Annotated in this window: 20 protein-coding genes; 8 read left to right on the forward strand and 12 right to left on the reverse strand. The window is 64.2% G+C overall.

Features of this window, described 5'->3' with window-relative positions:
* Positions 1 to 222: 222 nt before the first annotated feature.
* The 4 genes from H5T73_09250 (at position 223) to H5T73_09265 (ending at position 2,951) form a co-directional block, all read left to right on the forward strand.
* On the forward strand, positions 223 to 903 hold the full coding sequence (locus tag H5T73_09250) for an energy-coupling factor ABC transporter permease (protein MBC7247950.1): 681 nt from the start codon (positions 223 to 225) through the stop codon (positions 901 to 903).
* Positions 903 to 1,283, forward strand: a complete 381-nt coding sequence (locus H5T73_09255; protein ID MBC7247951.1) for a PDGLE domain-containing protein — start codon at positions 903 to 905, stop codon at positions 1,281 to 1,283. Before H5T73_09250 ends, H5T73_09255 begins: the two co-directional genes overlap by 1 nt.
* 19 nt (positions 1,284 to 1,302) lie before the next feature.
* On the forward strand, positions 1,303 to 2,058 hold the full coding sequence (cbiQ, locus tag H5T73_09260) for a cobalt ECF transporter T component CbiQ (protein MBC7247952.1): 756 nt from the start codon (positions 1,303 to 1,305) through the stop codon (positions 2,056 to 2,058).
* A gap of 116 nt (positions 2,059 to 2,174) precedes the next feature.
* On the forward strand, positions 2,175 to 2,951 hold the full coding sequence (locus H5T73_09265) for an ABC transporter ATP-binding protein (GenBank protein MBC7247953.1): 777 nt from the start codon (positions 2,175 to 2,177) through the stop codon (positions 2,949 to 2,951).
* Between the two features lie 277 nt (positions 2,952 to 3,228).
* On the opposite strand, the gene H5T73_09270 is transcribed toward H5T73_09265, so the two are convergent.
* Positions 3,229 to 4,266 carry a radical SAM protein gene (locus H5T73_09270; protein ID MBC7247954.1) on the reverse strand — a complete coding sequence of 346 codons (1,038 nt, stop codon included), beginning with the start codon at positions 4,264 to 4,266 and terminating at the stop codon, positions 3,229 to 3,231.
* 438 nt (positions 4,267 to 4,704) lie between these two features.
* Between H5T73_09270 and H5T73_09275 the strand changes: the two genes are divergently transcribed.
* Positions 4,705 to 5,244 carry a hypothetical protein gene (locus tag H5T73_09275; protein MBC7247955.1) on the forward strand — a complete coding sequence of 180 codons (540 nt, stop codon included), beginning with the start codon at positions 4,705 to 4,707 and terminating at the stop codon, positions 5,242 to 5,244.
* Positions 5,245 to 5,252: 8 nt separating this feature from the next.
* Positions 5,253 to 5,696, forward strand: coding sequence for a hypothetical protein (locus H5T73_09280; GenBank protein ID MBC7247956.1), 444 nt, complete (start codon positions 5,253 to 5,255; stop codon positions 5,694 to 5,696).
* A gap of 1,019 nt (positions 5,697 to 6,715) precedes the next feature.
* On the opposite strand, the gene lon is transcribed toward H5T73_09280, so the two are convergent.
* From lon to xseA, 7 genes are all read right to left on the reverse strand, one after another.
* Positions 6,716 to 9,232, reverse strand: coding sequence for an endopeptidase La (gene lon, locus H5T73_09285; protein ID MBC7247957.1), 2,517 nt, complete (start codon positions 9,230 to 9,232; stop codon positions 6,716 to 6,718).
* Positions 9,233 to 9,289: 57 nt separating this feature from the next.
* A complete protein-coding gene (locus H5T73_09290) occupies positions 9,290 to 9,739 on the reverse strand; it encodes an Hsp20/alpha crystallin family protein (GenBank protein ID MBC7247958.1) in 450 nt (149 codons plus the stop codon).
* A gap of 167 nt (positions 9,740 to 9,906) precedes the next feature.
* Positions 9,907 to 10,926 (reverse strand): BMP family ABC transporter substrate-binding protein, encoded by a 1,020-nt coding sequence (locus H5T73_09295; protein MBC7247959.1) that lies wholly within the window; start codon positions 10,924 to 10,926, stop codon positions 9,907 to 9,909.
* A 210-nt stretch (positions 10,927 to 11,136) separates the two neighbouring features.
* Entirely contained in the window at positions 11,137 to 12,078 is a 942-nt protein-coding gene (locus H5T73_09300; protein ID MBC7247960.1) for an EamA family transporter, read from the reverse strand.
* Between the two features lie 114 nt (positions 12,079 to 12,192).
* Positions 12,193 to 13,539 carry an LCP family protein gene (locus tag H5T73_09305; GenBank protein ID MBC7247961.1) on the reverse strand — a complete coding sequence of 449 codons (1,347 nt, stop codon included), beginning with the start codon at positions 13,537 to 13,539 and terminating at the stop codon, positions 12,193 to 12,195.
* Between the two features lie 339 nt (positions 13,540 to 13,878).
* Positions 13,879 to 14,124 (reverse strand): exodeoxyribonuclease VII small subunit, encoded by a 246-nt coding sequence (xseB, locus tag H5T73_09310; GenBank protein MBC7247962.1) that lies wholly within the window; start codon positions 14,122 to 14,124, stop codon positions 13,879 to 13,881.
* 424 nt (positions 14,125 to 14,548) lie between these two features.
* The gene (gene xseA, locus H5T73_09315; protein MBC7247963.1) at positions 14,549 to 15,979 is read right to left on the reverse strand and encodes an exodeoxyribonuclease VII large subunit; all 1,431 of its coding nucleotides are present in this window, start codon (positions 15,977 to 15,979) and stop codon (positions 14,549 to 14,551) included.
* Positions 15,980 to 16,517: 538 nt separating this feature from the next.
* Between xseA and H5T73_09320 the strand changes: the two genes are divergently transcribed.
* On the forward strand, positions 16,518 to 17,024 hold the full coding sequence (locus H5T73_09320; protein ID MBC7247964.1) for a hypothetical protein: 507 nt from the start codon (positions 16,518 to 16,520) through the stop codon (positions 17,022 to 17,024).
* Positions 17,025 to 17,119: 95 nt separating this feature from the next.
* Here the strand turns inward: H5T73_09320 and H5T73_09325 are convergent, their stop codons facing one another.
* The 3 genes from H5T73_09325 to H5T73_09335 all read right to left on the reverse strand — a co-directional run bounded on the left by H5T73_09325 (position 17,120) and on the right by H5T73_09335 (position 21,458).
* The gene (locus tag H5T73_09325) at positions 17,120 to 17,410 is read right to left on the reverse strand and encodes a hypothetical protein (GenBank protein MBC7247965.1); all 291 of its coding nucleotides are present in this window, start codon (positions 17,408 to 17,410) and stop codon (positions 17,120 to 17,122) included.
* Between the two features lie 60 nt (positions 17,411 to 17,470).
* Entirely contained in the window at positions 17,471 to 19,222 is a 1,752-nt protein-coding gene (locus H5T73_09330; GenBank protein ID MBC7247966.1) for a M23 family metallopeptidase, read from the reverse strand.
* Positions 19,223 to 19,388: 166 nt separating this feature from the next.
* Complete coding sequence (locus H5T73_09335) at positions 19,389 to 21,458, reverse strand: PASTA domain-containing protein (GenBank protein ID MBC7247967.1); 2,070 nt, start codon at positions 21,456 to 21,458, stop codon at positions 19,389 to 19,391.
* 202 nt (positions 21,459 to 21,660) lie between these two features.
* On the opposite strand from H5T73_09335, the gene H5T73_09340 reads away from it, so the two are divergent.
* Positions 21,661 to 21,864, forward strand: coding sequence for a hypothetical protein (locus H5T73_09340; protein ID MBC7247968.1), 204 nt, complete (start codon positions 21,661 to 21,663; stop codon positions 21,862 to 21,864).
* Between the two features lie 244 nt (positions 21,865 to 22,108).
* Here H5T73_09340 and H5T73_09345 read toward each other — a convergent pair whose 3' ends face one another.
* Positions 22,109 to 24,007 (reverse strand): CocE/NonD family hydrolase, encoded by a 1,899-nt coding sequence (locus H5T73_09345; GenBank protein MBC7247969.1) that lies wholly within the window; start codon positions 24,005 to 24,007, stop codon positions 22,109 to 22,111.
* Positions 24,008 to 24,408: the final 401 nt, after the last annotated feature.

A 24,408-nucleotide genomic window follows, 5' to 3' on the forward strand; every position in this document is an offset into this window, starting at 1 on the left:
GGCGTGAAGGTAGCCCGAAAGGCTCCAAGAGCGCTCAAAAGATGCACGTAAGGTATCCCCCAAGGCGCCCTTGACAAGCGCCTTGGGGCATTCTAATTTTAAACATGCCTGCTTAAGAAGGGCGGGCGAGATGAAATAAGTAACAGGAACGGGAACCACGGAGGTTCCGCGGGGGATGTACCCCGGGAAGTTCCGTGTTTTTATTTTCAAGGAGGGAGAAAGATGCACATACCCGACGGTTTCCTCAACGCCGGAACCAGCATCGCCACCGGGGTGGTCGCCGCGGGAGCGGTGGGATACGGGCTGTACAAGGCACGGGAGGAACTGGACGAGAAATCCGTTCCCCTGCTCGCCCTCTGCGCAGCCTTCGTGTTCGCCGCGCAGATGCTCAACTTCCCCGTGGCGGGCGGGACCAGCGGCCATTTCCTGGGCGGGGTGCTGGCGGCGGTCCTCCTGGGCCCATGGCTGGGCGGACTGGTGATCGCCCTGGTCTTGCTCATCCAGTGCCTGGGCTTCGCGGACGGCGGGCTCACGGCGCTGGGGGCCAACGTCTTCAACATGGCGGTCGTAGGAACCATCCTTTCATATTACATTTTCTACGGCGTGAAGTCGCTTCTCCCAAGGAGCAAGGCTTTTTTCCTGGCAGGCACGGGCGCGGTGGCCTGGCTCTCGGTGATGCTCGCCTCGGGCGCCTGCGCGGTGGAACTGGCAATATCCGGCACCTCGCCACTGGGAGTGGCCCTGCCGGCCATGCTGGGGGTGCACGCCATCATCGGGGTCGGAGAGGCGGTGATCACGGTGCTGGTGGTGAGCGTGGTGCTCGCGGTGCGCCCCGATCTCGTACGTACTTATGACCTTCGTCCGGAAACGCCCGGTTTCAAGGGAGCGGAGGTGAGCAGGTGATGGAAGCGCGCAGGAAGGGCTTGTACGTTTTCATACTTGCCGGGCTGGCCGTGGCGGTAGCGCTGGCGCTGTTGGTCTCCCCCTGGGCCTCCTCCTCGCCTGACGGTCTGGAGAAGGTGGCGGAGGACAAGGGATTCCTTGAAAAGGCGGAGGAGACCGAGCCCGCCTGGGAAAGCGCCCCCATACCCGATTACGCCATGCCCGGCCTCACCAGGGAAGCGGTGGACGAGGAGACCGGCGAGGTGGTGGAGGAGCCCACCAAGCTGGCCACCGCCCTGGCCGGGCTGGTGGGCACGGTGGCCATCTTCCTCATCGCCTGGGGTCTGGCCCTGGTACTGAAGAAGAGGACCCCTGACGAAGCGAACACCGTCCCGCGGTAGGCCACGGGGGAGAAGGCGCTTGAAGCACGCTTTCCTGGACCGCTACAGTGACCTGCGGAGCCCCATTCACCGGCTCGACCCTCGGGCCAAGCTGTTGGGGTTCGCGACGCTCATCGTGATCTGCGTCACCACCCCTCCCAACCTCTATGCGGCCTTCGCCGCCTACCTCGGGTTGGAGCTTGCGCTGCTGTGGCTCTCCCGGCTGCCCCTTGGTCACGTGGCCAGGCGCATGCTCGTAGTCCTTCCCTTCGTGCTGATGGTAGCCGTCTTCATCCCCTTCTTCGACAAGGGAGGAGGCAGCTACAACCTGGGGCCGGTGCGGGTTTCCGCCCATGGGTTGCTGGTTCTGTGGAACGTGGCCGCCAAGTCCACGGTGAGCGTGCTGGCGGTGATACTCCTCTCCTCCACCACCCCCTTCCCCGACCTCCTGCGCGGGATGGAGAGGCTGCGTGTGCCCCGCCTGCTGGTGGCGCTGCTCAGTTTCACCTACCGCTACATCTTCGTGCTGGTGGACGAGGCGCAGCGCATGCGGAGGGCGCGAGATTCCCGTGGGTGGAGTGGAAAATGGCTTTGGGAGGCCAGGGTCGTCGCTCACATGATCGCCACTCTCTTCCTGCGCTCCTACGAGAGGGGGGAAAGGGTTTATGCGGCCATGCTGGCCAGGGGTTACGACGGGGGCTTACGCACCCTGTACCTCTACGAGCCGGGGGTCATGGAGCTGGGCTTCGCGTCCCTGGCGGCGCTCTTTCCCCTGGCCGCCAGGCTGCTGGCCTAGGTCAAGGATGAAATCGGGTGCCTGGAAGGGGCGCCATCGGGATCAGGAGTGATATGGTAATAACTGGCATCCCGGAAACCGGGCCGGCCAGGCCCAGGCGGAAAGGAGCGGGATAAGTGCATCACAGGCCGGCGGTGGAGATTCGAGACCTTTACTACGCTTACCCGGACGGGACACCGGCCCTGCGGGGCGTCAACCTCCTGGTCGAGGAGGGTGAATCGGTGGGCATCGTGGGACCGAACGGCGCGGGAAAATCCACCCTGCTCCTGCACCTAAACGGCATCCTCACAGGCCGCGGCGAAGTGCGCATCTTCGGCCTGCCGGTGGAGAAGGCGAACCTGCGGGAGATCAGGCGGCGCGTGGGCCTGGTCTTCCAGGACCCGGACGACCAGCTCTTCTCCCCGACCGTCTTCGACGACGTGGCCTTCGGGCCCCTCAACATGGGCCTCTCCCGGGAAGAGGTGGCCGCGGCCGTGGCCAGGGCCCTGGAGCAGGTGGGATTGGAGGGGATGGAGAAGCGCTCCGCCTTTCACCTCAGTTTCGGGCAGAAGAAGCGCGCGGCAATCGCCACCGTGCTCTCCATGAACCCCGATCTCCTGGTCCTGGATGAACCTTCCAGCAACCTCGATCCCCGCGCGAGGCGTGAGTTCTCAGAGCTGCTGCAGCGCACGAAGATCACCAAGATCCTGGTCACCCACGACCTTCCCTTCGTCTTCGAGAACTGCGAGCGCGTGGTGGTGATGGACAGAGGGAAGGTGGTCGCGGACGGCGATGTCCTTGCCGTAATGTCCGACGAACGACTGCTCCAGGAGCACGGCCTGGAGCTCCCCTTCGGGTTTTACCCGGTGCAACGTGAGGTTTCCCGGGAATCTCCCGACCGCGAACGCGAGTGACCTCGATGGAGTGAAACCCCTCAGGCGTTATCGCAGGCGTGGCGAGAAGATATCCTTCTGGCCATGCCTCCCCTTACCCACCATTTCAAATTTCATCCCAGCGAGATCGCCATGTCGGCATAATCGTGTCTCATCGCGATCTGGTTCTCCGATGATCTCTCTCCTTATCGTCATGATCTTTTCTCGAAGACATGTCACGCCTCCGGGCCATTATTTCGGAGGTATGGCTTTATCGCAACGATGTTTGCCGGGAGGTGGGTGAATCCCTTCGCTATATCTACCTCAGGAGGTGGAGGTTGCCGAGGTGGACGCAGGTGAGGCCGGCTTCCCTGGCCGCCGACAGGCACTCCTCCGCCTGGCGGCGCGAGGTCACCGGCAGGTCGCGCATGGCGTGCTGCGGGTGGAAGGCCAGCAGGGAGTAGGGGATGTCCGGGTCCAGGGAAGAGATGAAGGAAGCGATGCGCCCCACTTCCTCCGCCTCCACGTAGCCGGGAACAAGCAGGGTGCTGGCGACGAGAGGCGGGGGATCGGGACGCTCCGCTATGCGGGAAGCCGCATAGGAAAAGTTTTCCAGAGTGCGCCGGTTGGACACACCGCAGAGGGCGCGGTGGAGTCCGGGGTGGAAGGCCTTGAGGTCGAACTTCACGCAGCCCCCGCTGGCCAGGGACAGGTCCATGGCGCGCCGCAGCAGCCCCGGGTGCATGCTACCGTTGGTCTCCCAGCATATACGCAGGCCTCCCCTTCTCCTCTCCAGGGCCAGCTCGGAAGCCCTGAGAGCGAAGGGCATCTGGGGGGAGGGGTCGCCGCCGAAGTAGCAGATGCAACCCGTGCGCGCGTCGGCGGCTTCCGCCAGCTCCCGCGGTGTGAAAACCGGCGCCAGTCTGGCGGTCAGGTAACGGAACTGGGAGTTCTGGCAGAATAGGCAGTCGAAGGAGCAGGCTCCCAGGAAGACAGCCAGGTTGTAGCGCCCGCGGTCCCGGCTGCCCGGACACACCCAGTCGGCCACGCAGTTTGTGGGCAGGGAATCGTAGTAGTACTCCAGGACGCCGCCCCGGGCGGTCCCGGAAAGGTGACGCAACTTACCGTTCCTTACCGTACGCAGGCCGCAGTAACCCTTCTCCCCCTCCCCCATGGTGCACCCATTCCCGCACACGCGGCAGGTCCTCCCCCCCGCCGTTCTGGGAGGTTCCGGCGGCAGTTCGAAGGGCGCCCGCACGCGTGCGTGCGCCTCGCGCGCCCGCCTCTCCGCCTCCCCCTCTCCCTCCGCCAGGCAACGCGCGCACGCCCCCAGGGCGCGCGAGACCCCGGGCACGATACCGCCGCATACGGCGCATCTCCTTCCTTCCTCATCGACCACGCGCTTATCGGCCTCCTTCCCGCGGTCTTCCCACGGCCCACATGCCGTATCACCATCTTATAGAACTCCGGGCCACGGGAACCATACCGGATGGCCGGTCCGCCGGCCGCACACGCCCCGAAGCGCACAGCGGCAAGGCCCCTCGAAAGCGCGAAGATCATCTTCCGAAATTCCCCTTTCCCCTCCGTTGCTGCGGACCGGCACTTCCCGCGGCCCGGAAAGGGAGGGGGCGGGGCGGGACGTCCGGTGTTAAGATAACCTTTAGGCAAGCCGCCGAGGAAAGGAAGCCTTGCGATGTTTCCTCTCCACGCGTTGGTCGGGCGGCGCGCTTAGCGCGCCTCCCTGGTGGCCCGCGGTTGCTTATCGAGGCGCGGTCAACGCAAATCACTTACGGGAATGGAAAGTAACACACGGGGAACGGAGGAGCGCATCCGGAAGGCGGGACAGGCCGTCAAGTGGGCCTTCGTCATCTTCCTCGCGGTGGTTGCCGGTCTTATCGCCGCGCTGCAGATCTTCCACACCCATCCCGCCCAGGACGTCCTGTCGCGGGCGGTGGAGAGGGTGCAGCAGGGGGACATCGAGGGAGCCATGGAATACGTGGACCCGCAGGGGCAATTGGGCGTCATCTGGCGGGAAAACGTCGGCGGGGCGCGGGATACCCTGGCCTCCCTCGTGGACCGCTACCGCCTGGAATTCTCCTCCCTGAAGTACAAGACCCGCGTGGAAGGGGACTTCGCGGAAGTGCAACTTGCCGGTGGCAGGATCGCGGTTTACGCGAAGAACGAGGGTGGCCTTCTCGCCTTTTTCGACCTGGAGGGCTCCGACCTGGTAATCTACATGCAGAAAAAGGGTGGTTCCTGGCTGATAGAAGGGGCCAACTACGACCTGCTGGAAACCCTTTCTGGGAGCCTGGACTGGTTGTACGAGATGAGGTAGCGGTTTCCATGGAAGACAGGATACATCGTAACACGAGGAGAGGGGTGCCGGTATTCCTTGCCCTCCTTATCATCGGCGTCCTGGCGGTCTCGGCGCTCGCCGGGTGTTCCTCGTCCACGCCGGAACTCACGGTGAAGGATTTTATCTCCGCCCGCATGGAGGGGAACGAAAGCCGCGCGGAGGAACTCACGGTGGAGGGAGACCTCAAGGGATACCTGGGAGGCGAGCCGTTCCTGGCGGGTTCCGAGGCGGACTTCACCGCCGAACTCGTGGAGAGCGACAAGGACCGCGCCGTGGTGCTGGTGCGTTTTTCCTGGGGCGAGGAGGGGGTGGATATATCCTACGTCTGCCGGCGCGCGAAGTCCCGATGGAAGGTATCCCTGCGCGAGACGGAAGCGCTGTGGTACCCCGAGATAGAGCTGAAGGAGCAGGGCACCGATGCGGGGAGCTGAGGCAAACCTTCATCGTCTGCCTGGTGTTTCCTTTCGGGCGTCATCGCGAGGAGGCGCGTCAGCGCCCTTTTCCCTGTCATTGCGAGGAGGTATGCAAGCGCCCTTTTTCCTGTCATTGCGAGGAGGTATGCAAGCGCCTTTTTCCCTGTCATTGCGAGGAGGCGCGTCAGCGCCGACGAAGCAATCTCGCCGAGAGGAGGGAAGGGGGACGGGTGCCGGGAGGGGGAGCAAGGTCCGGAGGAGATCGCTTCGTCGCTCCGCTCCTCGCGATGGCGTTTAAGGGGGGTCCTTGCGATGGGTTTCAAGGAACGCCTCGTAATGTAATGACACTTAACAGGGCTCACAGGGACGACGTTTAAGGGGGGTCCTTGCAGAGGGATTGCTTCGCTTCGCTCGCAATGACGTTTTAGCCGCTCCTCGCGATGGCTTTTAAGGGGGGTCCTTGCGATGGGTTTCAAGGAACGCCTCGTAATGTAATTTTCAAGGAACGCCTCGTAATGTAATGACACTTAACAGGGCTCACAGGGACGACGTTTAAGGGGGGTCCTTGCAGAGAGATTGCTTCGCTTCGCTCGCAATGACGTTTTTAGCCGCTCCTCGCGATGGCGTTTAAGGGGGCTCCTTGCGATGGGTTTCAAGGAACGCCTCGTAATGTAATTTTCAAGGAACGCCTCGTAATGTAATGACACTTAACAGGGCTCACAGGGACGACGTTTAAGGGGGGTCCTTGCAGAGAGATTGCTTCGCTTCGCTCGCAATGACGTTTTTAGCCGCTCCTCGCGATGGCGTTTGAGGGGGGTCCTTGCGATGGGTTTCAAGGAACGCCTCGTAATGTAATTTTCAAGGAACGCCTCGTAATGTAATGACACTTAACAGGGCTCACAGGGACGACGTTTAAGGGGGGTCCTTGCAGAGAGATTGCTTCGCTTCGCTCGCAATGACGTTTTTAGCCGCTCCTCGCGAAGACTTTCACGGAGGCGTGACGAACACATGCGAAGATGTGTTGGCGTCCTCCCGGCCTATTCCTCCCGGCTACGCTTTCCGTTGACAGGCTTTCCGGCTGCCCCGGATCTTGTTTTCGGTGAAGCGGAACCGGTCTTCCCGGAAGCTGTGCGCCCGGGCTTCGCGGTGACAGGCCTTGCTTTCGCGGCGGGCTTCGGTTCCCCATCCGCGGCCACGCTACCTCTGTCCTTTCCGGGTCTGGCCGCCTTGCCGTCAGGGTAAAGGGCGACCTTGAAGACCTCCTCGATGTGCTTCACGGGCACGAACTTCAGGTCCTTGCGTATGAAATCCGGTATCTCCTCGAGGTACTTGCGGTTCTCTTCGGGGATGACGATGGTCTTCACCCCGGAACGGTGTGCGGCGAGCACCTTCTCCTTCAGGCCGCCGATGGGAAGGACCTTTCCCCGCAGGGTTATCTCGCCCGTCATGCCCACGTCCTTGTGGACCTTCCTGCCTGTTATGGAGGAGATGAGCGCCGTGGCCATGGTGACGCCGGCGCTGGGGCCGTCCTTGGGGATGGCTCCCGCCGGCACGTGGATGTGCATGTCGTGCTTCTTGAAGAACTCCGGGTCCACCCCGTAACGCTCCGCCACGCTGCGGCAGTAGGTCAGCGCCGCCTTGGCCGACTCCTGCATGACGTCCCCCAGTTTCCCCGTGAGCACCAGCTCCCCGCTCCCCGGCATCACCTGGCACTCCACGAAGAGGACGTCGCCGCCGGACTCCGTCCACGCCAGACCCGTGGCCACCCCCACCTCGTCCTCCTCCTCCAGGACCTCGAAGCGGAAGCGCACCGGTCCCAACAGCTCGTGCAGGTCCTTCTCCCCCACCTTCTTGCTCTTGCGCTTGCCGGTGGCGATGTCCTTGGCCACCTTGCGGCAGATGGACGCTATCTCCCGTTCCAGGTTGCGCACCCCGGCCTCACGCGTGTATCCCCGGATGACGGCGCGCAGGGCTTCATCGGTTATCTCGAGCTGGCTCTTCTTCAGGCCGTGTTCCTCGAACTGCCTGGGTAAGAGGTGCTCGCGCGCTATGTGCAGCTTCTCCACCTCGGTGTAACCGGGGAGCTCCAGCACCTCCATGCGGTCGAGGAGGGCCGGGGGAATGGGTATCACCGTGTTGGCGGTGGTGATGAACATCACCCTCGAGAGGTCGAAGGGGACGTCCAGGTAATGGTCGGAGAAGGAGAAGTTCTGTTCCGGGTCCAGGACCTCGAGGAGGGCCGCCGCCGGGTCTCCCCGGAAATCCACCCCTATCTTGTCCACCTCGTCCAGCATGAAAACCGGGTTGTTCGATCCCGCCTTTCGTATTCCCTGGATGATCCTTCCAGGAAGGGCGCCGATATAGGTTCGCCGGTGGCCTCGTATCTCCGCCTCGTCGTGCATCCCGCCCAGGGAGATGCGCACGAACTTGCGCCCCAGGGCACGCGCTATGGACTGACCCAGTGAGGTCTTGCCCACCCCCGGGGGGCCCACGAAGCAAAGGATGGGGCCCTTCATGTCCTCCTTAAGCTTGCGCACCGCCAGGTATTCCAGGATGCGGTCCTTCACCTTGTCCAGGTCGTAATGGTCCTCGTCCAGTATCCTGCGCGCCCGCACGATGTCCAGGTTATCCTCGGTGGATTCGTTCCAGGGGAGGCTGGTAAGCCATTCCAGGTAGGTGCGCGCCACCGTGTATTCCGCGGCGGCCACCGGCATCTTCGCCAGCCGGTCCAGCTCTCTCTCAGCCTCCTTGCGGGCTTCCTCCGGCATGCCGCTCTGCTCTATCTTCTCCCGGAACTCGTTGATCTCCATGGTGCGCTCGTCGACCTCGCCGAGCTCCTTCTGGATGGCCTTGAGCTGCTCGCGCAGGAAGTATTCCCTCTGGCTCTTGGACATCTCCGTCTGCACCTGGGACTGTATCCTGGAACCTATTTCCAGGATCTCTATCTCCTTGTTCAGGTACAAGGTAAGTCTTTCCAGCCTCTCCTTGACGTTCAGCGCCTCGAGCAGCTCCTGCTTCTCCTCCAGGGTGATGTTGATGTTGGAGGCGATGAAATCGGCGAGGTTGTTGGGCTCCGATATGTTCATGGCGGCGATGAAGATCTCGTTTGGGAGATAGGGGGCCATGGAGACGATCTTCTTGAACTGCGCGAGTATGTTGCGCGCCAGCCCCTCGACCTCCACCGACTTTTCCACTATTTCCCTGACCTTCTCCACCCTTGCCTTGAGGTAGGGCTCCCTCTGCACGTATTCCAGTATGCGTATCCTCTGCACCCCCTGCACGAAGAGCTGCATGGAACCGTCCGGAAGCTTGAGCATGCGGATGATGGCGGACGCCGTCCCCACGCCGTAGACCTGTTCCGGGCCCGGCAACTCCACGTCCTCACGCGCCGCCACCGCCGCCACCAGCCGGTCGGCGGTCAGGGCGTCGTCTATGAGCTTCACGTACTCCTCCTTGGTGATGAGGAGGGGCATGATGATGTGGGGGTAGATGACCGTGTCCTTCAGGGGCAGCACCGGCAGGATATCGGGGATATAGGGTTCCGCCAGACCCATCGGAAAATCATTGTCCGGCAAGGCTTACCTCCTTCTATCGTCCCGCGGGCGGAAAGGTCACTCGCTGCTGGCATCGAGGCTGCGCGGGCGCTCCTCTTTCCGTTTTGGCAGGGTTATCTCCAGGAATCCCTGGCGGTAAACGGCCTGGGTGGCGTCGGCATCGATATCCGCGGGCAGCTCGAGATTCCTCTCGAACTCGCCGTAGTTCACCTCGAGAAGATAGGTCTTCCTCACGCCCGGTGGCCTGATGGGCTGCCGTCTCCCGCGTATGGTGAGCAGCCTCCCGCGCAGGGTCACCTCCACCTGCTCCTCGTCGACGCCCGCCAGCTCCATCACCACCACGAAACAGTCGGGGCACTCGTAGACGTCGCACAGTGGCTTCCAGGCCTTCTCGAAGACGGCGGAAGGCTTCTTCCAGCGCGGCATGTGGCTGAAGAAGCGCTCCATTTCCCGGCGCATCGCCGTCACTTCGTCGAAATCGTCCCGGTTCCAGAAAGCTTCCGTCACCCTGCAAACCCCTTTCGCTCGTCCGTGGGTTGCCCGCTCGACGCCTTTAATTATACCCCAATCCGCGGGGCGGCCATCGTGAGGCGGCCGTCTTCCGCCCCCGTGAAAGCCGTGGCATCGCACGGAAAAGCGCGGCCGCGACGTCCGGCATCTCCCCCGGGACCGCATCAGGGAGAAAATTCCATTCCCGCGACCCTCTCTTCCTCCCGCTGCAGGGCCTCCTTGAGCTCCCGGCGTACATGGAGATCGTGGCCGCGGAAGGGGGCCAGGCACCATGTGCCCTCGCGTATCCCCCACACAAACTGCCCGGGCACGAGCTTCCCGTCCATGGCCATCTGCACCGCCCTGAAGACGGCGTTGTCGTCTCGCAGGATGAGCGAGGTCAGCACGTGCTCGGGTGAAGACCCGTGGAGATCGGCACCTGCGGGGATGACCAGGATGTTCTTCTCCTCCGCCACCTCTATCACCTCGGACACGAACTCCCCGGGGGCGCAGAAGACGATGTCGGCTCCCTTTTTCGCCGCCTCTTCCGCCAGCGACCTGGCTTTCGACGCTGCAGCGGTGTCTTCCAGCGTGTAGACGAGGACGTTGCCCGCGGGCAGGGCAGCCTTGACCCCCGAGACGAACCCCGCGCGGTACCATTCCGTCATGGCATCGCTTTTCGCTCCCAGGAAAGCGACCACGGGGAGCGCGTTGGTCAGCGGGTGGTCCTTCCCCTCGGTAAGCCGGCCGGCAAGGTACCCGCAGAGGTACGCGCCCTCCTCCACCCGGTAGCGGACGGCGGTCACTCCATCCCCGCCCGAAACACCGGCATCGGGCGGCAGGCCCAGCGCCACCAGCGGCACGTCCGACGCCCCCTGTCGCGAGGCCAGGACGCCTTCCGCTGCACTTTTTCCCAGGGCTATGACGAGCCGGTAGGCACCGTCTTCCGTTCCCCCCGTTCCGCTCCCGAGCGCGTTTCCGCCCGGGTCCATCATTTCCGCCTCCGCCCCCAATTCCGCTTCCACCTTATCGCAGGCGTAAGAGAGCATCTCGCTGCGTTCGTGGCCCGGTTCCCCTTCGGCAAAGCCGTATATGGCCACGCGGAAGGGAGGCTCCGGCCGGGAACAGGAGACGGGCGCTAGGAACATGACGGCCGACGCGAGAGACAGTGTGGCAACGGTCGCGATGCGACTGCGCAAGGCCATTTTTTCCCGCTTCACCTGAGGCTCTTTCTTCCCTTTGCTGCCGTACTGCCGCAAGACATTATAGCATCCCCGCCATGCATCTTAACGATGTCACGGCTCGAGCGGTGCCCCGAACGAGGGCGAGGCCGTGAAGCCGCTTCCTTGCCCCCATCTTCACGTGCCGTCAAGCGTCCCGAGCCGCGCCACCGCCACCGGCTTCCAGGCCGGCCTTCATGGCACGCCACGGCGCCCGCCGCCGATGCCGCCTTCCCTCCGCGGCAGGGTCACGAGCAGGACGCCCGCCGCCACCATGGCGGTCGCGAACAACAGGGCATACGTGACGGGCTCTCCCAGGGCATAGTGGGCGAGAAGCACGGCGACAACCGGCTTCAGGTAGAAGAGGCCCGCCCCCCGTGAGGCGGGCACCCGCCTCATCCCCTCGAAATAGAGGAGGTACCCGAGTCCCACGGTCACCACCCCCAGGTAGAGAAGCCAGCCCCAGGTCCCCGCATCGTAGGAGGCCAACTCCCCCCAGCCGCCGCTCACGACCAGGAGGAGTGCAAACATGGCGGATCCCGCGACAATGCTCAGGAAAGACACGGTGAGCCCGCCGTAGACCTGCGCGTACCTTTTCCCGTAGACGGTATAAGCGGACCAGGTGAGCGCCGCGCATAACACCAGGGCGCCGCCGAAGAAGTCGCCGCGGGAAAGCAGCCCCGAGAAACGGAAACCGGTCACCGCCGCCAGGGCCCCCAGGAACCCCAGGGCGATGCCGAGCCAGCCCGTCATGCCCGGACGTTCCTCGAGGAGCGGCACGGCGAGAAAGGAGGTGAAGACGGGGTTTGCGGAGAAGACCACCGCTGCCGTTGATGCGCTGGCCCTCTCCACGCCCTGGTGAAAGAGGAAGAAGGTCAGGAAGACCCCTACCACGCCCAGCAGCGTGAGCGGGAGGGGCTCCTCGCGCATGGCCTTCGCGGCAAGGCGGCCCCTCCTGCCTGCGACGGCGAAAGGGAGGAGCGCCAGACCTCCGAGGATAAAACGCAAGGCCGCGACCTGGTTCGCACCGGGAGGGTCGCCCGTCCCCAACCCGCCCTGCAGGTACCTGGAAACCACCTCGATGGTACTGAAAAGGACTACGGCGCCCGCGACGTAAAGGAATCCCCTTCTTTCCATGGTCATAGTGTAGCCCTGTCCGCACAATCAATACAGTGGAAGCGGCTGGTTGGTTCGGCGGCGGGCAGCGGGTGGTGTGGCGCAGGACGGTTGGCCGCGCCGGTGGGCGGCGGTTCAGTTCTTCACGTAGTCCTTGCCGATGACCAGGATGACATCGGCGTCGTAGGTTATGGCCACGCTCTCGTCTTCGAGCACCTTGTACGAGGCGCTCCTGTTTAAATCGCCGGCCACCATGCGCGCCTCATCACCGTGCCCCGGCGCATAGTAAACGGTCGTCCGTTCGTACGCGTTCACGGTGTTCCCTATCTTCACGTTCCGGTAGCCCTTGTCCTTCATGACCTCGGCGACCTTGGCGGCCATCCCCTCCCAGCGCACCCCGTTGAGCACCGCCAGGTTGACCGCCGCCCGGTTCCCCTGCGCCTCTCCCTCGTAGCGGAGCTTTTCCTGCTCCATGAGCTCCGCCCGCATCTCCTCCGGCGACTTCGTGCTGCAGTACTTCTCTATGTTCTCAAAAAGGCGCGCCGTGGCCTGGGCATCGTGAACGTAGTACCACGGCTGGCCAGGGGCGGGCTCCGGGCTGTCTCCCGGAAGCGTCGCGAACTCCACGTCCTTGACCTCCATGCCCTGCAGGGCTTCAGCAAGGGTGAAGATCATGTCCGGGTCGAGGGTGGTTTCGAGGTACTTGACCGCGGTATCGAGGATCTTCAAAAGGGACTGGATGTCGCGGATGGAAACCGCCTTTTCCATGGTCGCCTTCAGGAAGGCCTTCTGGTTCTCGATACGGTCCAGGTCGCCGCGGGGGAGCTTGCGGCTCCTGACCACGATCAGGGCCTGGTCCCCGTTCAGGTTGTAATCGCCCTTGGGCAGGTACCCCGTGAGGGGATCGTTGATGGTGTGTTCGAGGTGGAAGGGCACGCCGCCTATCGCGTTCACTATGTTCTTGAAGGCCTCGAAGTCCACCTCGGCGTAGTCGTTGATATCCATGCCGGAGAGCTTCTCCACCACCTCCACGGCCCCCGCGGGCCCCCTGAAGGCATGTGCGGCGTTTATCTTCTGCGTGCCGTACCCGGGGATGGTGACCTTGGTATCGCGGGGTATGGAAACCACCACCGCCTTCTTTTTCTTCACGTTGACGGAGACCAGGATCATCACGTCGGAGCGGGTGTTGCCCTCTTCCCCGGGAATGCTGCCCCTGTCTATGCCGATGAAAAGCACGTTGAGGTTCTTATCGGGGTCGTGCCACTTGCTGAGCTCGGCGTAGAGGTCGGGATCGTCCTCGCGGGATATCACCGCCGGCTCGAAGCGGAGTCGCACGTAGTGCTTGGAGGCCCATATCTTCACCATGTCGAGATTAAGCAGGCCCGTAACCAGGCCGCCCAGGAGCACCAGGACGGCCGCCACCTTGAGGATAAGCCTTCTTCTCCTCCGCTTTTGCAGCCTCAGCCTTTCCTGCCTTTTCATGTCACCTTCTGACGTCCGCTCCCGACGGGCGGTTCCTGCGGCAAGCGCCTCAACCCCGCCGGCAGCGCAGAACGACGAAGCGGCAAACGGTTAGAACGGAACCATCATATGGATTATATGTCGCCTTCCCCGACCGTGCCACCGCCCCTGCCGCCGCTCCCGCGATGATCGCCCGCCGCGCCATCCGGGGGTGGCGCATTGGCCCATGCCGCCGCCCGGGACGCCGCAACGTACCGGCACACCGCCACGTACCGATCTACCGCCACGTCCCAGGCACGCCGGACGGCGAACGCGCGCCCCGTTCCCGCTTTCCCGCGCCGGGTCCACCGACACCGCGCCTCAGCCGCCCTCTCCTTCTTCGCCGCCCACCTCCTCCAGCAACAACTCCTCGCCGGAAAGGCCCTCCTCCATGCTGCCGATGAGCTTCTCCACCTTAGCGCTGGTCTCCGCCAGGCGGCGGCGCGCCTCGCGGATAAGGCCCACCCCCTCCTCGAAGAGGCGCAGTCCCTCTTCCAACTCCAGGTCCTGCCTTTCCAGGGCGGCGGTTATCTCCTCGAGCCTCTCCATCATCCGCCGAAAAGTCATCTCGCTCAATGTCTTCCCCCCTTGTCTTCTCCCCTGTTCCGGAGACCGTTTCATTGTACCTTCCTCGCAAGGCGTCCTCGTCCTTTCAAGCTTTCGCGTGTAGGCGCGCCATCGCTCCCTCCAAGCATCCGTCTTCACGGCAAGCGCGTTCGTCAGCCGCGCCTCCGCGAGCTTGACCGCGTATACAGACGAACGCGCAACTCGTGAGACCGGGTTGCCGTCGGCATCATCGCTCTCAATGCGCCGCCTACGCTCATTCCCACGCACGCGCAACCCCTGCCGGGGCGGACGTTGCGAGGCGGCATGGGCGGCCGCCCCGCAAGTCGGCTTCCCGTCATTCTCGAGTTCACCCCGCTTCCGGGGGAGAGCCCTCACGCCATGATCAAGCCGACTGCCCTGCGCGGCCGGCGTACGCGGCTCGAGTTCACTCCGCCTCCGGGGAAAGGTTTTCGCGCGCCGGCTCTTCCCGCTCCCTGACCTCGCACCGCAGCCCGCCTCGGTGCAGGCGCACGTGCAACAACTGCCCGATCTCCGCCTCCGCGCTGCTGAGGAGCGGCTTTCTCTCACCGGCACGGGTGACGATGGCGTATCCCCTCGAGAGCACGGCGAGCGGGCTCAGGGCATGCAGCCGTGAGGAGAGCAGCCGCGTCCTCGTTTCCTCTGTGGCAAGAAGGGCTTCCATGCGGGACCTCAACTCCCCGCCGCGCAGGGTGGCCTCTCTTTCCTTCCATCTGTACCAGGAGCGGAAGGCGGAAACGAGCTGCGACTTCCCGCCCGCGATCCTGCGCGGCAGGTCCCGGTACTCGCGCGGAAAGAGCGCGAGCGCCCGCGCGTGACTGTCAAGGAGGCCTGAACCCCGGCGCAGGAAAGCGCGCACCTGGTTGACCAGTGCGACCTCCGCTTCCGCCAGTCGCTGGTACGCCTGACCCAGCAATACCTCCCGGTCGAGGTAGGGCCTGCGTCCTTCCAGGGAGAGCAGCCTCTTCTCCATCTCGTGCAGCGTGCGGCTCATCCCTTCCCGCAGGGCGAGTTCCCTGCCTCGCAGCAGGGAAAGGACCTCGGCGGACGACGGGACGGCGGCCTCCGCGGCCCCCGTGGGGGTGCTGGCGCGGAAGTCGGCGGCCAGGTCGGCAAGGGTGAGGTCCGGCTCGTGGCCCACGCCTGTGATCACAGGGATGGAGGAGGCCCTGATGGCCCTTACAACCTCCTCGCTGTTGAAGGGATGGAGGTCTTCCAGGGAACCCCCGCCTCGCGCCAGGATGATGACGTCCACGGGGCAGGCGTGGTTGAACAACGCAAGGGCCGCGACGATATCCCCCACCGCCTCGTCGCCCTGCACGCGCACGCCCCTTACCACCAGGCGACAGCAGGGATAGCGGCGGGTCAGGTTATGGACCACGTCCCTCACCGCCGCTCCCTCCAGGGAGGTGATGAGGCCCACGCGATCCGGATAAGCGGGAAGGGGCCTCTTCAATGCCTCGTCGAAGAGGCCTTCCCGGGCAAGACGGCGCAGGAGCCTGAAGAACTCGCGCCGCAATCTCCCTTCCCCGGCTTCCTGCAACCGGTAAACGTTCATGCGGTACTGGCCGCGTCGAACGTATATGCCCAGGCGTCCCTGCGCGAGCACCATGGTCCCCTCCCGCCCTTCCCAATCGGCGTCCCGCAAAGCCTCGCCGAAGATGACGCAGGGCAGGACGGCTTCCTCCTCGCGCAGGCTGAAGAAGGCGTAATTGGGGTAGGCGCGGTAATCGGAAACCTCTCCCTCCACCCACAGCACCAGGTCCTGCAGGAGAGCGTCCGCCATGCGGTTGACCTCGCCCACGCCGTAAACACGTTCCCCTTCCGGACCGGCCATGCGCGTATCCACCTTATCTTCCCCCGCTTTCTCCCGCGGCACTTTCTCGCGGTCGCCTCCGCCTCTCCTCACCCGGCTCGCGGAACGTGAAGATCCGTAGTCACGGAAATCTCGCGTCCCGCGGACTCCGTACCCGCGTGCGGCTTCGACCCCCCTGTTTCCCTCTATTTTAACCGTATTCAGTGCCATGGGCTGGTAGCTCGAGGGGATTGCTTCCGCAAATCCGCAGGCCGTCGCGGAACCCGGCGGGGCCACTCCCATGGAAGCCGTCCGCACGCGAAGGTTACGTCATGCGACTGCATGTTCCCGCCACCTCTTCCCGTGACAGCCCCGAGCTACAGCCGGGCGCACGCATTATACGCCCCTCACGGAATGACCCTTCGCCCATCGCCCGCGATCACGGGGAACTCCGGGGAGCGGGCAGGAAAAACGACGGCCGTGGTTGAAATACATTATGTAGTCGTTGGAAGGTCGTGGAAACCCTATATATTGTACACGCTGCCCGAAAGACCGAGGACGAGGTGACAGGGGGGCTGCGTTGGAGATACTGGCCCTGCTCCTTCTGGGTTTGATAGCCATGCTTGCCATCGTCCCTCCCATCATCCGCAACAAGCTGGAGGAATCGCCCCTCACCACCACCGAGAGCTTCCAGCGCAGCATGCAGGAGATCGCCCACTCAATCGAGGTCCGCGAAAACGCCCAGGAAGTGCGCGTTTCCCGTTCTCCCGCAGGAATGTACGCCCGCGAAGAACGGGCCAGGGGAAGGGCCGTTTCCGCGGCGGCACATGGAAGGGCGCGCGGACACAGGCGGGCCGCGGCGAGGCGCGCGCGCATAATCACCGCCCTCACCTTTTTCTCTTTCTGCTGGGGCGCAGCCACGCTGTTCAGCGGTAGGACATGGTGCCTCGCGGTCTTCGCCGCCTCCGTCTCCATGCTCGTCCTATACTGGGGGCTCGTCATGCTCGTGCCTTACCTGAGCGTGATGCCGTCGCTCGAAAAGGAAGGCCGCGAGCTGCAGGTGCCGCGCAGGAAGCAGGCGGTGTAACCCCACGCGAACAGGCCTCGATAGAACCTCCTTCCACGAGGCGCATCCGCTGCGCTGGGCCCAGGCATCATGATCCGCTGCGGTGATACGCGCGCTCAGCCCAGGGCCCCCAGCCTCCACAACACCAGCGCCGTGACCACGTGCATGGCCACGAAAAGGACCAGGAAGAGCAGGGAACGCCTCCCGTACTGGGGGCGGATATAGCAGAAGAATATCGCGATGAGGAAACCAACCACCGACACGCACAGGAGCGCGACGATAAAAGGCACCGCCCCACCCAGCCTTTCACGCTGGTTGGCCAGCAGGTAGCAGAAGAAGATGACGGCCAGTCCCGAGAGCACCACCAATAGCACCTGCGTCCAGGTCGGCTGTCTTTCCTCCATCACGCACCCGCCTTTCGCCGGGAACGTTTGTTCCGTCCACGCCAGACAATGCAATCCATAACGTCATTCACCTCCCGCGTACAACCAGCGCAGGCTCTCCCGCGACCGTCGCCTCGCCTCCCCGGCGCGGCGCAGCAGGATCCCTGCACCTTCCTTTGCGCCCGTCGTGAAGAACTTGCTCACCAGGGCCTTTCCAAGCTCACTCGACACCTTCCAGCGTCCCCCGCTCATGTGGGAGAGCACGCCCGCGACACCCTCTCCCCTCGCAAGAAGGCCCATGCCCCCAGCCAGAAAACCACCCACGAAGCTCAAGCAGGATTCCAACACGGAGGGCCTTCCCCCCGCCAGCCCCCGCACCACCACGTCCCCCAGGAACCCGATGCACCCGCAAAGAAACATGGAGGATAACTTCTGCGAAAGATTGGACAGAAGGGAGCCGGCGTAGAGGCCCGCCTGCGCCAATCCCTCGCCGCCGAGGAGGGACCCACCCGAGGTGAGAAAACCCGCGGCCAGGCCCTGTGCCGTTGCCTGTGAAAACAGGCCGCTGACCACCAGCTTGCCCAGGCTGCCGCTCAAACCTCCGATGACGAAAGAGGCCAGGACGGCCCACGGGCTCAACTTCCTCCCGCCGGCAACGCAAAACAGGGTATAAACTGCGGCGTTGGCCGCGCCATGCGCGAAAAAGGCCTTGCAGAAACCCAGCATCCCCAGCTTGGCGAAACCGCTGCCCATAATTGGTGCCAGATACTGGAAAAGCATGCATGCTCCCGCAGCCGCGCCGCCCACCGCGAGGGCGTTGAGAAAACAACCGCCGAACGTGAAGGAGTCCCCCGCCGCGAACGCGTAATAAACGCTGTAGCCCAGGGCGGCGGCGCTTCCCGCCACCGCGGCCACCACGATGGTGGCGAGGGAAAGCCCGAGGGCGAAACCGATGCCCACGACCGCCGCGCAGATGAGCAGGGCCGCGGCCAGCCCGGCCAGCACGGCCTGCACGAAACGGTTGGAGAGCACCGCTTTCGCCGCCCTTGCCAGGCCGCGATAAAGGGGATAAGCCCACGGCCTGATGCACGTCCTGTAGAAGTACGAAAGGCCCCTCCATAACGCCCTTGCCGCGCCGCAAGCGACGCGCCACGCGGCCGCTCCGACCACCCTCGCCGCCCTCGCAACGTAGTGCAAGCCGTCTTTCGCCGCCCTTGCAAGGTAGTCCACGCCGTCCTTTAACCATTCGCCGACCCCTCCGCCCCCGTGGCGTTGGAAATAGGCGTCGATGGCCTTCCGGTCCTCCCAGGGACCGAGGAAAAGGGACCTCGAGGGATGCAACCACTTCCCCAGCAGGTAGGGCAGCGGGTCCACCGCCACCCCCTTAAGGAAGAGGCCGAAGTGCAGGTGAGGCAAAGGAGTGGAGCGGTCCATCGCCCCGTCGCTCTCGCCCAGCAACTGGCCGGCCTCCACGTGTTGCCCCTTCCTCACGACGACCCGGCGAAGGGCCACGTAGGTGGTCTTGAAGTCGCCCGCGTGCAGCAGGCTCACGCAAATCCCCACCGGCGTTCCCCCCGCGAAGGAGACCGTCCCGGGGGCCGAGGCCCGGACCGCGCTTCCCACGGGGAGGAATATGTCTATGCCAGCGTGTCCTCCCGCCCCGTAGGAACCCCGCGCGGCACGGAAAGGCTGCACCACTTCGCCCCGCGCGGGCCACTTGAAGGAGGGTGCCTCCTCCCCGGCCGCAACGGCCGGGGAGGAAAGCGTTTGGAAGGAGAATAAGAAGAGGGTGTAGAGGAGGGGTATGAAGAGGGGTAGGGCAAGTGCCCGGCTCATGAAGGGTGCCTTTCCGCCCCGGCGACGGCCGTCACGCCCATCCGCTTCGCAGCCGGCCGGACGAGCCCGCCCGCCCCGCGTGCGGAACGCGATACGGCGGGGCGCGGTCGGGCTCATCGCTTGCGCCGGCTTCTCGGGGCGGTTCTCCTTCCGGGTGAAAAACAATTCAATATACCTCCACCGTGACCGCTGACGTGTCCGCGGCGCCATCGCAGTCCACCACCTCGAGGATCACCTGGAAGCGGGCGGGGACCACCGAAGAATCGAATACGTGCTGCGCGCTCATCCCCTCGAGGACGGTACCGTCACCGCAGCGCCACAGGTAACGGACGATCTTCCCGTCGGGGTCATAAGACCCACTACCATCCATGCGCACATAAAGGGGTGCCGGACCGCTGCGGCAAGAAAGGCGCGCGACGGCGCGGGGCGCGCGGTTCGCGGTGACAGCCTGTCCCTCAAGGGACCCTCTTACCGCGGCCGCGGACGCGGGGACATCCGGGGCAGAGGCGACAGGAGCGGTTTCCGCCGGGCCGCTCTCCCCCCGCGACAACGTCGGTGCTACCTCCCCTGAAGCAACGCCCTCCTCCGAGGCTCCACCCGTATCACCGGGGCCCGAGCTCACGACCAGGTTGATGACCTCCCCCGGCGGGAGCGCCGCTCCGCGAGCCGGCTCCTGCGCGATGACCCTTCCCGCGGACCAGAGGCGGGAAGGAGCCTCCCGCACCTGGTAGGACAGGCCCAGCTCCTCGAGCGCCTGTATCGCCTCCTCCTCGCTCATCCCCTCGAGGTCGGGCAGGATTATGGTCATCGTTTCCCCCGCCGTCTCCCCTTCGCCCCCGCCGCCGTCCCCGCGGAAGACCGCCGAGAAGGCGGTGAAGGCCATCCATGCCGCAAGTCCCCCCGCGAGCATGAGTGCCAGCAAGCGCAGAAGCCCCGGGCGACGTGAGCGAGCGTGCCTTTCCGATGCGGAAAACCCTTTCCGGTCAAGGCGCATCGCACCATAACGTCCCCGCGAGAGTCCCGCATCCCCACTGTCAACCGCGTGGCCTGTCCCACGGCCCGCCCTTCGGCCTTCCCCTTGACTCACACCGTGGCCCGCCCCATGGCTTTCCCCGCTGCCCATCGCGTGGCCCACTTCGCGGCTCGCGCCGCGGCGCCCGCCGCGTCTCGCTCCCGGATCTGTGTAACCCTCCCGGCGGGTTTCCCAGCCGGGGAAAGCCTCCCCGTCCCGAAAAACACCGCTTCCCCGCGCGTCGGTCTTACCTTGAAGAGCCCGCCCTCCCGGAGGGAAACCCTCGTACAGGGGGTACTCCCATCTTGAAGCGGCTTCGCCGACACGGTATCCCCCTTCTTCGTGGGGGGCATCGACGTTACGGCCTGACCCCCACTCCGTAGGGACATCCTTTTCTTTGCGGGCGTCCTCGTCGTGCAACATGTTCCTCTCGGGACCTTCAGGACCACGCTGCCGGCGCGAAAATCCTCCTTCCTCCCACGCTGCGCCTCCCGCATGCCAGCAACCCAACGCCTCCTGCAGCTCCTCCAGGATCAACCTGGGGGACGAAGGGCGCCTCTGGGGAAGCGGCTCGCTGGCCCTCCGCAGGAGTGCGCGGAGGCGGTCCGTCAACGCCTGCTCCGGCAACATCTCGACGAGCATCACCGCCAGCGCGAACACGTCAGATGCCCGGGTCCCTTCGCGCCCTCCATCGCTTTCCGGCGCGCGGTAGGGCGAGACGCGCGCGAGCAGAGACGGCTCCGCCTCCTCGAGCATCCAGCCGTATCCGGCCCTGGCGATCGCCACCCTGCCTCTCGCCCCTATGAAGACCTGGTGCGGGTTCAGGCCCAGGTAATAGAGGCCGAGGCCGTATGCTTCGCAGAGGACTTGCACGGCTGCCGCCGCGATCTCCTCCACCTGGGCGGGGGGAAGGCTTCCCGTCTGCCGTAACAGTCCCGCAAGGGTGGTGCCCTGCGACGCCGCCCTCACCGCGTACAGGCATCCCTCATCCTCCCACCAGGCGAAGAGGGGATAGACGTGCGGTCCCCGCATGCGCAGGGAGGCTTCCAGCAACTCCCCGAGGCGGGCGGGAGGGAAGGGGAAGCCGTCGCGATGGCTAGACACCGCGTCTATCTCGACCCTCGTGCCCAGGGAGACATCCTCTGCCTCGTAGGTGGCGAGAAAGCGCCCGGAAAACGTCTCCCCCAGCAAGCGATACCTGTCCGCGAGCATTTCCCCCGTCATCTTCATCACCTTGTACATTTAATCATGTTGTATAACATAATATAATTTATAATGTTAGTCAAGAGGGTGAAAGCCGGGAGGGCGGGGTTTTTATGCTTAAATCCCGGAAAAGGCGATGACCCGGCGCAAAGGGAACGCGCGGCCGGGATCCTGCGTGCATCTGACCCTTGCGGGCCCCCGGCGGCGGTGCCATCCTTGACGCATGAAGGTGGAGGAGCTGCTCTTCGGCATACTGTCCCTCGCCTGGGGCGTGATCCTTCTCGCCATGCGCGCGGAACTGCTGGGGTTCGCGCGGGAAGGGGGAAGGGGCCTGCGCGACCGGCGTGTCCTGAATGTCCTCGTAGTCTCCGCCGCGTGCCTTCTCTTTGTTGGAGGGACATACCTCCTTGTCGCTAGGGCCTTATGAACCGTGGCGCTGCATTCTCACGCGCATATCAGGCTGCGGGCGCACGTCGCGCGGCGCATGCCAGGCGGTTCGGCCCTTCGTCGCCTGGAAGAGGAGCGCGCGTACGAGGGAGACGCTGTCCGGCGCCTCCGCCGCCGTATAGAGGAGAGAAAAGAAACGGGGGCCGGCCGCCGCGCCCGCAAGCAGGTGCGGCCGTCACATGAGGGCGCGAGCCGGTGGCCGTTCCCCGCGATGTCCAGCAAGTTCAGTATGAATCCGGTACCACCGGCAGCATTATCCTCGAGGGATAACGCGCGGTGCGCAGCAGGTGGATGATGTTCAGGCCCCAGTAAGGCCAGCCGGTGAGGAGGTCGGCGGTGGAGATCTCCAGCCTGATGCGGCTGCCGGCGCGGAAGCGGTGGTAGCACGCCTGCATCTCCAGGGGGCCTCCCGAGCTCCCATTCTGCCACGCGGATTCCGTGTATCCCTCGAAGAACCCCCTGCTGACCAGGATCTCCCGCCCCTCGGCCGTCACTTCGTAGACCCAGGGGATGAGCTGGGTGAACTTGGCGGAGGAGCGGTAGAAGAACTCGAAGCGGGGCGGGCCCATGATGGTGATATCCTCTTTCAGGGGCTCGCTGAAGTATATGGCCTCCGTGAAGGGTATCCTCATGATCCTCATCCTGGTAGGATATTCCATGACGTCACCGCCCATTATCTGGGGGGCGTCCTGGATATAAGGCAAAGATATCCAGCCCGTGACCCCTGTGTTTATCAACAGGTCATAGGCGCCGGTGTTTCCGGGCTTTTTCTCGACGAGTGTCCCGTAGCCCTCCTTCCCCCTGCCTCCCAGGTACAAGGACAGTTGCTCCGTGCCGGGGAGGGGATAGTCGTCCGCCTGACCGTAATCCTCCGGGTCGGTGTGGCGATAGAAGGCCAGCGGGGGCTCCAGGTCCACCCCGTTGTTCACCCCCTTCAGGAAGCGGTCGAACCACCTGTCCACCTGCTCCCTCACCCAGGCGCTCTCCGGACTGCCCGTCATGAAATCCAGGGGAAAGGGGCCCGGGTAGCAACCGAGGTGCCCGTGGTTGGTGATGATGATGCGCTTCGGGGCAGCGACATGCTCGTACGCCATGAGCCCTTCGTTGGCGAAGAAGAGGTCGTCGTTCCATCCGGCGAGTATGAGGGTGGGGGTCACGATGGGGTGTTCCACCACGCCGTCGTATTCCTCGTCGCACCAGTAACGTGCGGAGCGCACCTTGAAGAAATGCCGGGCGTACTCCTCCTCCGCCTTGCGGCGCTGGGTGACCACCCCGTAGATGTAAGGGAGCTCCGAATCGACGTTGCTTATCGGCGGGATCAGCTTCAGCAAGCGGTCCAGCAAAACACCCAGCTTCTGCTGGTTGTCAAGCCTCTTGTCCAGCGCAAGTCCGACCAGGCTGACCAGGAAACCGGAGAGCCTCCCCGTGTAGGCACCGAAAAGCAGGAAGGTGGTCCATAGGAACTTCATGACGTTGTTGGGGTAGAGGGAGAAGATGAGGTCGAAGGAGCCGTGCATGGGCACTGCGGCCCGTATGCGCGGATCTCCCGGGTCGCCGGGACGCGGGTCCCTGCGCTCGGACATGAGGTAGGAGAAGCATCCCCCCATGGAAGCGCCGGTTATGCCCACCACCGGGCCTTTCTCGTCCTCGCGCAGCGGGAGGCGGTCATCCCGCGCAAGCAGGTCGATGATGCAGCTCACGTCCCTCATCTCCCGTTCGGGATCCATGCAACCCACCTCGCCCCCGGCCCCGAACCAGCCACGCACGGTGAAAGCCAGGGTCACGTAACCTCGCGAGGCGTAATATTCCGCGGCCCACTCCCCCATGGTCTTATCCAGCGACCAGCCGTGCACCACGAGGATTGCGGGGAAGGTTTCCCCGGGGGCCGCGTCTGCGGGATAGAAGACCGATACGGGAAGGCGAGCGCCGTCCCACATGGTCCATTCCTCGCAGATCCTTTCCACCTCGTAGGTCCGCTGCGTCTCCCGCTGCACCTCTGCCGCGCCTGCGGCCTGCAGGGACGGCGGCGCTCCGACCGGCAAGGCCCCGGTGGCGCAGAGGATGGCGCAGAGCAAGATGCTGAGAAGAAGCGCGGAAACGTGGTGGCGCTTGTTACCGGACATGTTGCTCCCCCCTTTTTTTGTCAAGCGATCAGGAAGGTTGTTCCCCCAGCTATCGTCCCTTCCACCGGCGTTTCCCTTCTCGCCCGGGAGCGGGGGCCACGGGCCGAAGGGTGCAAGCTCCTCTTATCTCGTATATACCTCTTGTATATATAATAACATCTTTTGTACGTTTGCAAACATCATTATTACAAAAATGAAAATATTTGGACGAGCAAATAACGGCACCGGCAGGAACCGGCCCGTTCCCGAACAATGGCATGCCTGACGAGAGAGGGCTGAAGCTCTTGCCGCTCTTTTTTTCTTGCTTTTTTCTTCCCTTCATTTCTTCCCTTCGCTTCTTCCTTTCGTTCTGTTCTTTCGTTTCCCCCGGTAAACCAGATCGATTTCTTGCCTTTCGCTTT

The sequence above is a fragment of the Actinomycetota bacterium genome (assembly GCA_014360655.1).
Lineage (GTDB): Bacteria > Actinomycetota > Geothermincolia > Geothermincolales > RBG-13-55-18 > JACIXC01.

Coding starts and splice junctions, on each gene's coding strand:
- H5T73_09250 (MBC7247950.1), top strand. CDS start 223: ATGCACATACCCGACGGTTTCCTCAACGCCGGAACCAGCATCGCCACC.
- H5T73_09255 (MBC7247951.1), top strand. CDS start 903: ATGGAAGCGCGCAGGAAGGGCTTGTACGTTTTCATACTTGCCGGGCTG.
- H5T73_09275 (MBC7247955.1), top strand. CDS start 4,705: ATGGAAAGTAACACACGGGGAACGGAGGAGCGCATCCGGAAGGCGGGA.
- H5T73_09280 (MBC7247956.1), top strand. CDS start 5,253: ATGGAAGACAGGATACATCGTAACACGAGGAGAGGGGTGCCGGTATTC.
- lon (MBC7247957.1), bottom strand. CDS start 9,232: ATGGGTCTGGCGGAACCCTATATCCCCGATATCCTGCCGGTGCTGCCC.
- H5T73_09295 (MBC7247959.1), bottom strand. CDS start 10,926: ATGGCCTTGCGCAGTCGCATCGCGACCGTTGCCACACTGTCTCTCGCG.
- H5T73_09300 (MBC7247960.1), bottom strand. CDS start 12,078: ATGGAAAGAAGGGGATTCCTTTACGTCGCGGGCGCCGTAGTCCTTTTC.
- H5T73_09305 (MBC7247961.1), bottom strand. CDS start 13,539: ATGAAAAGGCAGGAAAGGCTGAGGCTGCAAAAGCGGAGGAGAAGAAGG.
- xseB (MBC7247962.1), bottom strand. CDS start 14,124: ATGACTTTTCGGCGGATGATGGAGAGGCTCGAGGAGATAACCGCCGCC.
- xseA (MBC7247963.1), bottom strand. CDS start 15,979: ATGGCCGGTCCGGAAGGGGAACGTGTTTACGGCGTGGGCGAGGTCAAC.
- H5T73_09330 (MBC7247966.1), bottom strand. CDS start 19,222: ATGAGCCGGGCACTTGCCCTACCCCTCTTCATACCCCTCCTCTACACC.
- H5T73_09335 (MBC7247967.1), bottom strand. CDS start 21,458: ATGACGGGGGAAATGCTCGCGGACAGGTATCGCTTGCTGGGGGAGACG.
- H5T73_09340 (MBC7247968.1), top strand. CDS start 21,661: ATGAAGGTGGAGGAGCTGCTCTTCGGCATACTGTCCCTCGCCTGGGGC.
- H5T73_09345 (MBC7247969.1), bottom strand. CDS start 24,007: ATGTCCGGTAACAAGCGCCACCACGTTTCCGCGCTTCTTCTCAGCATC.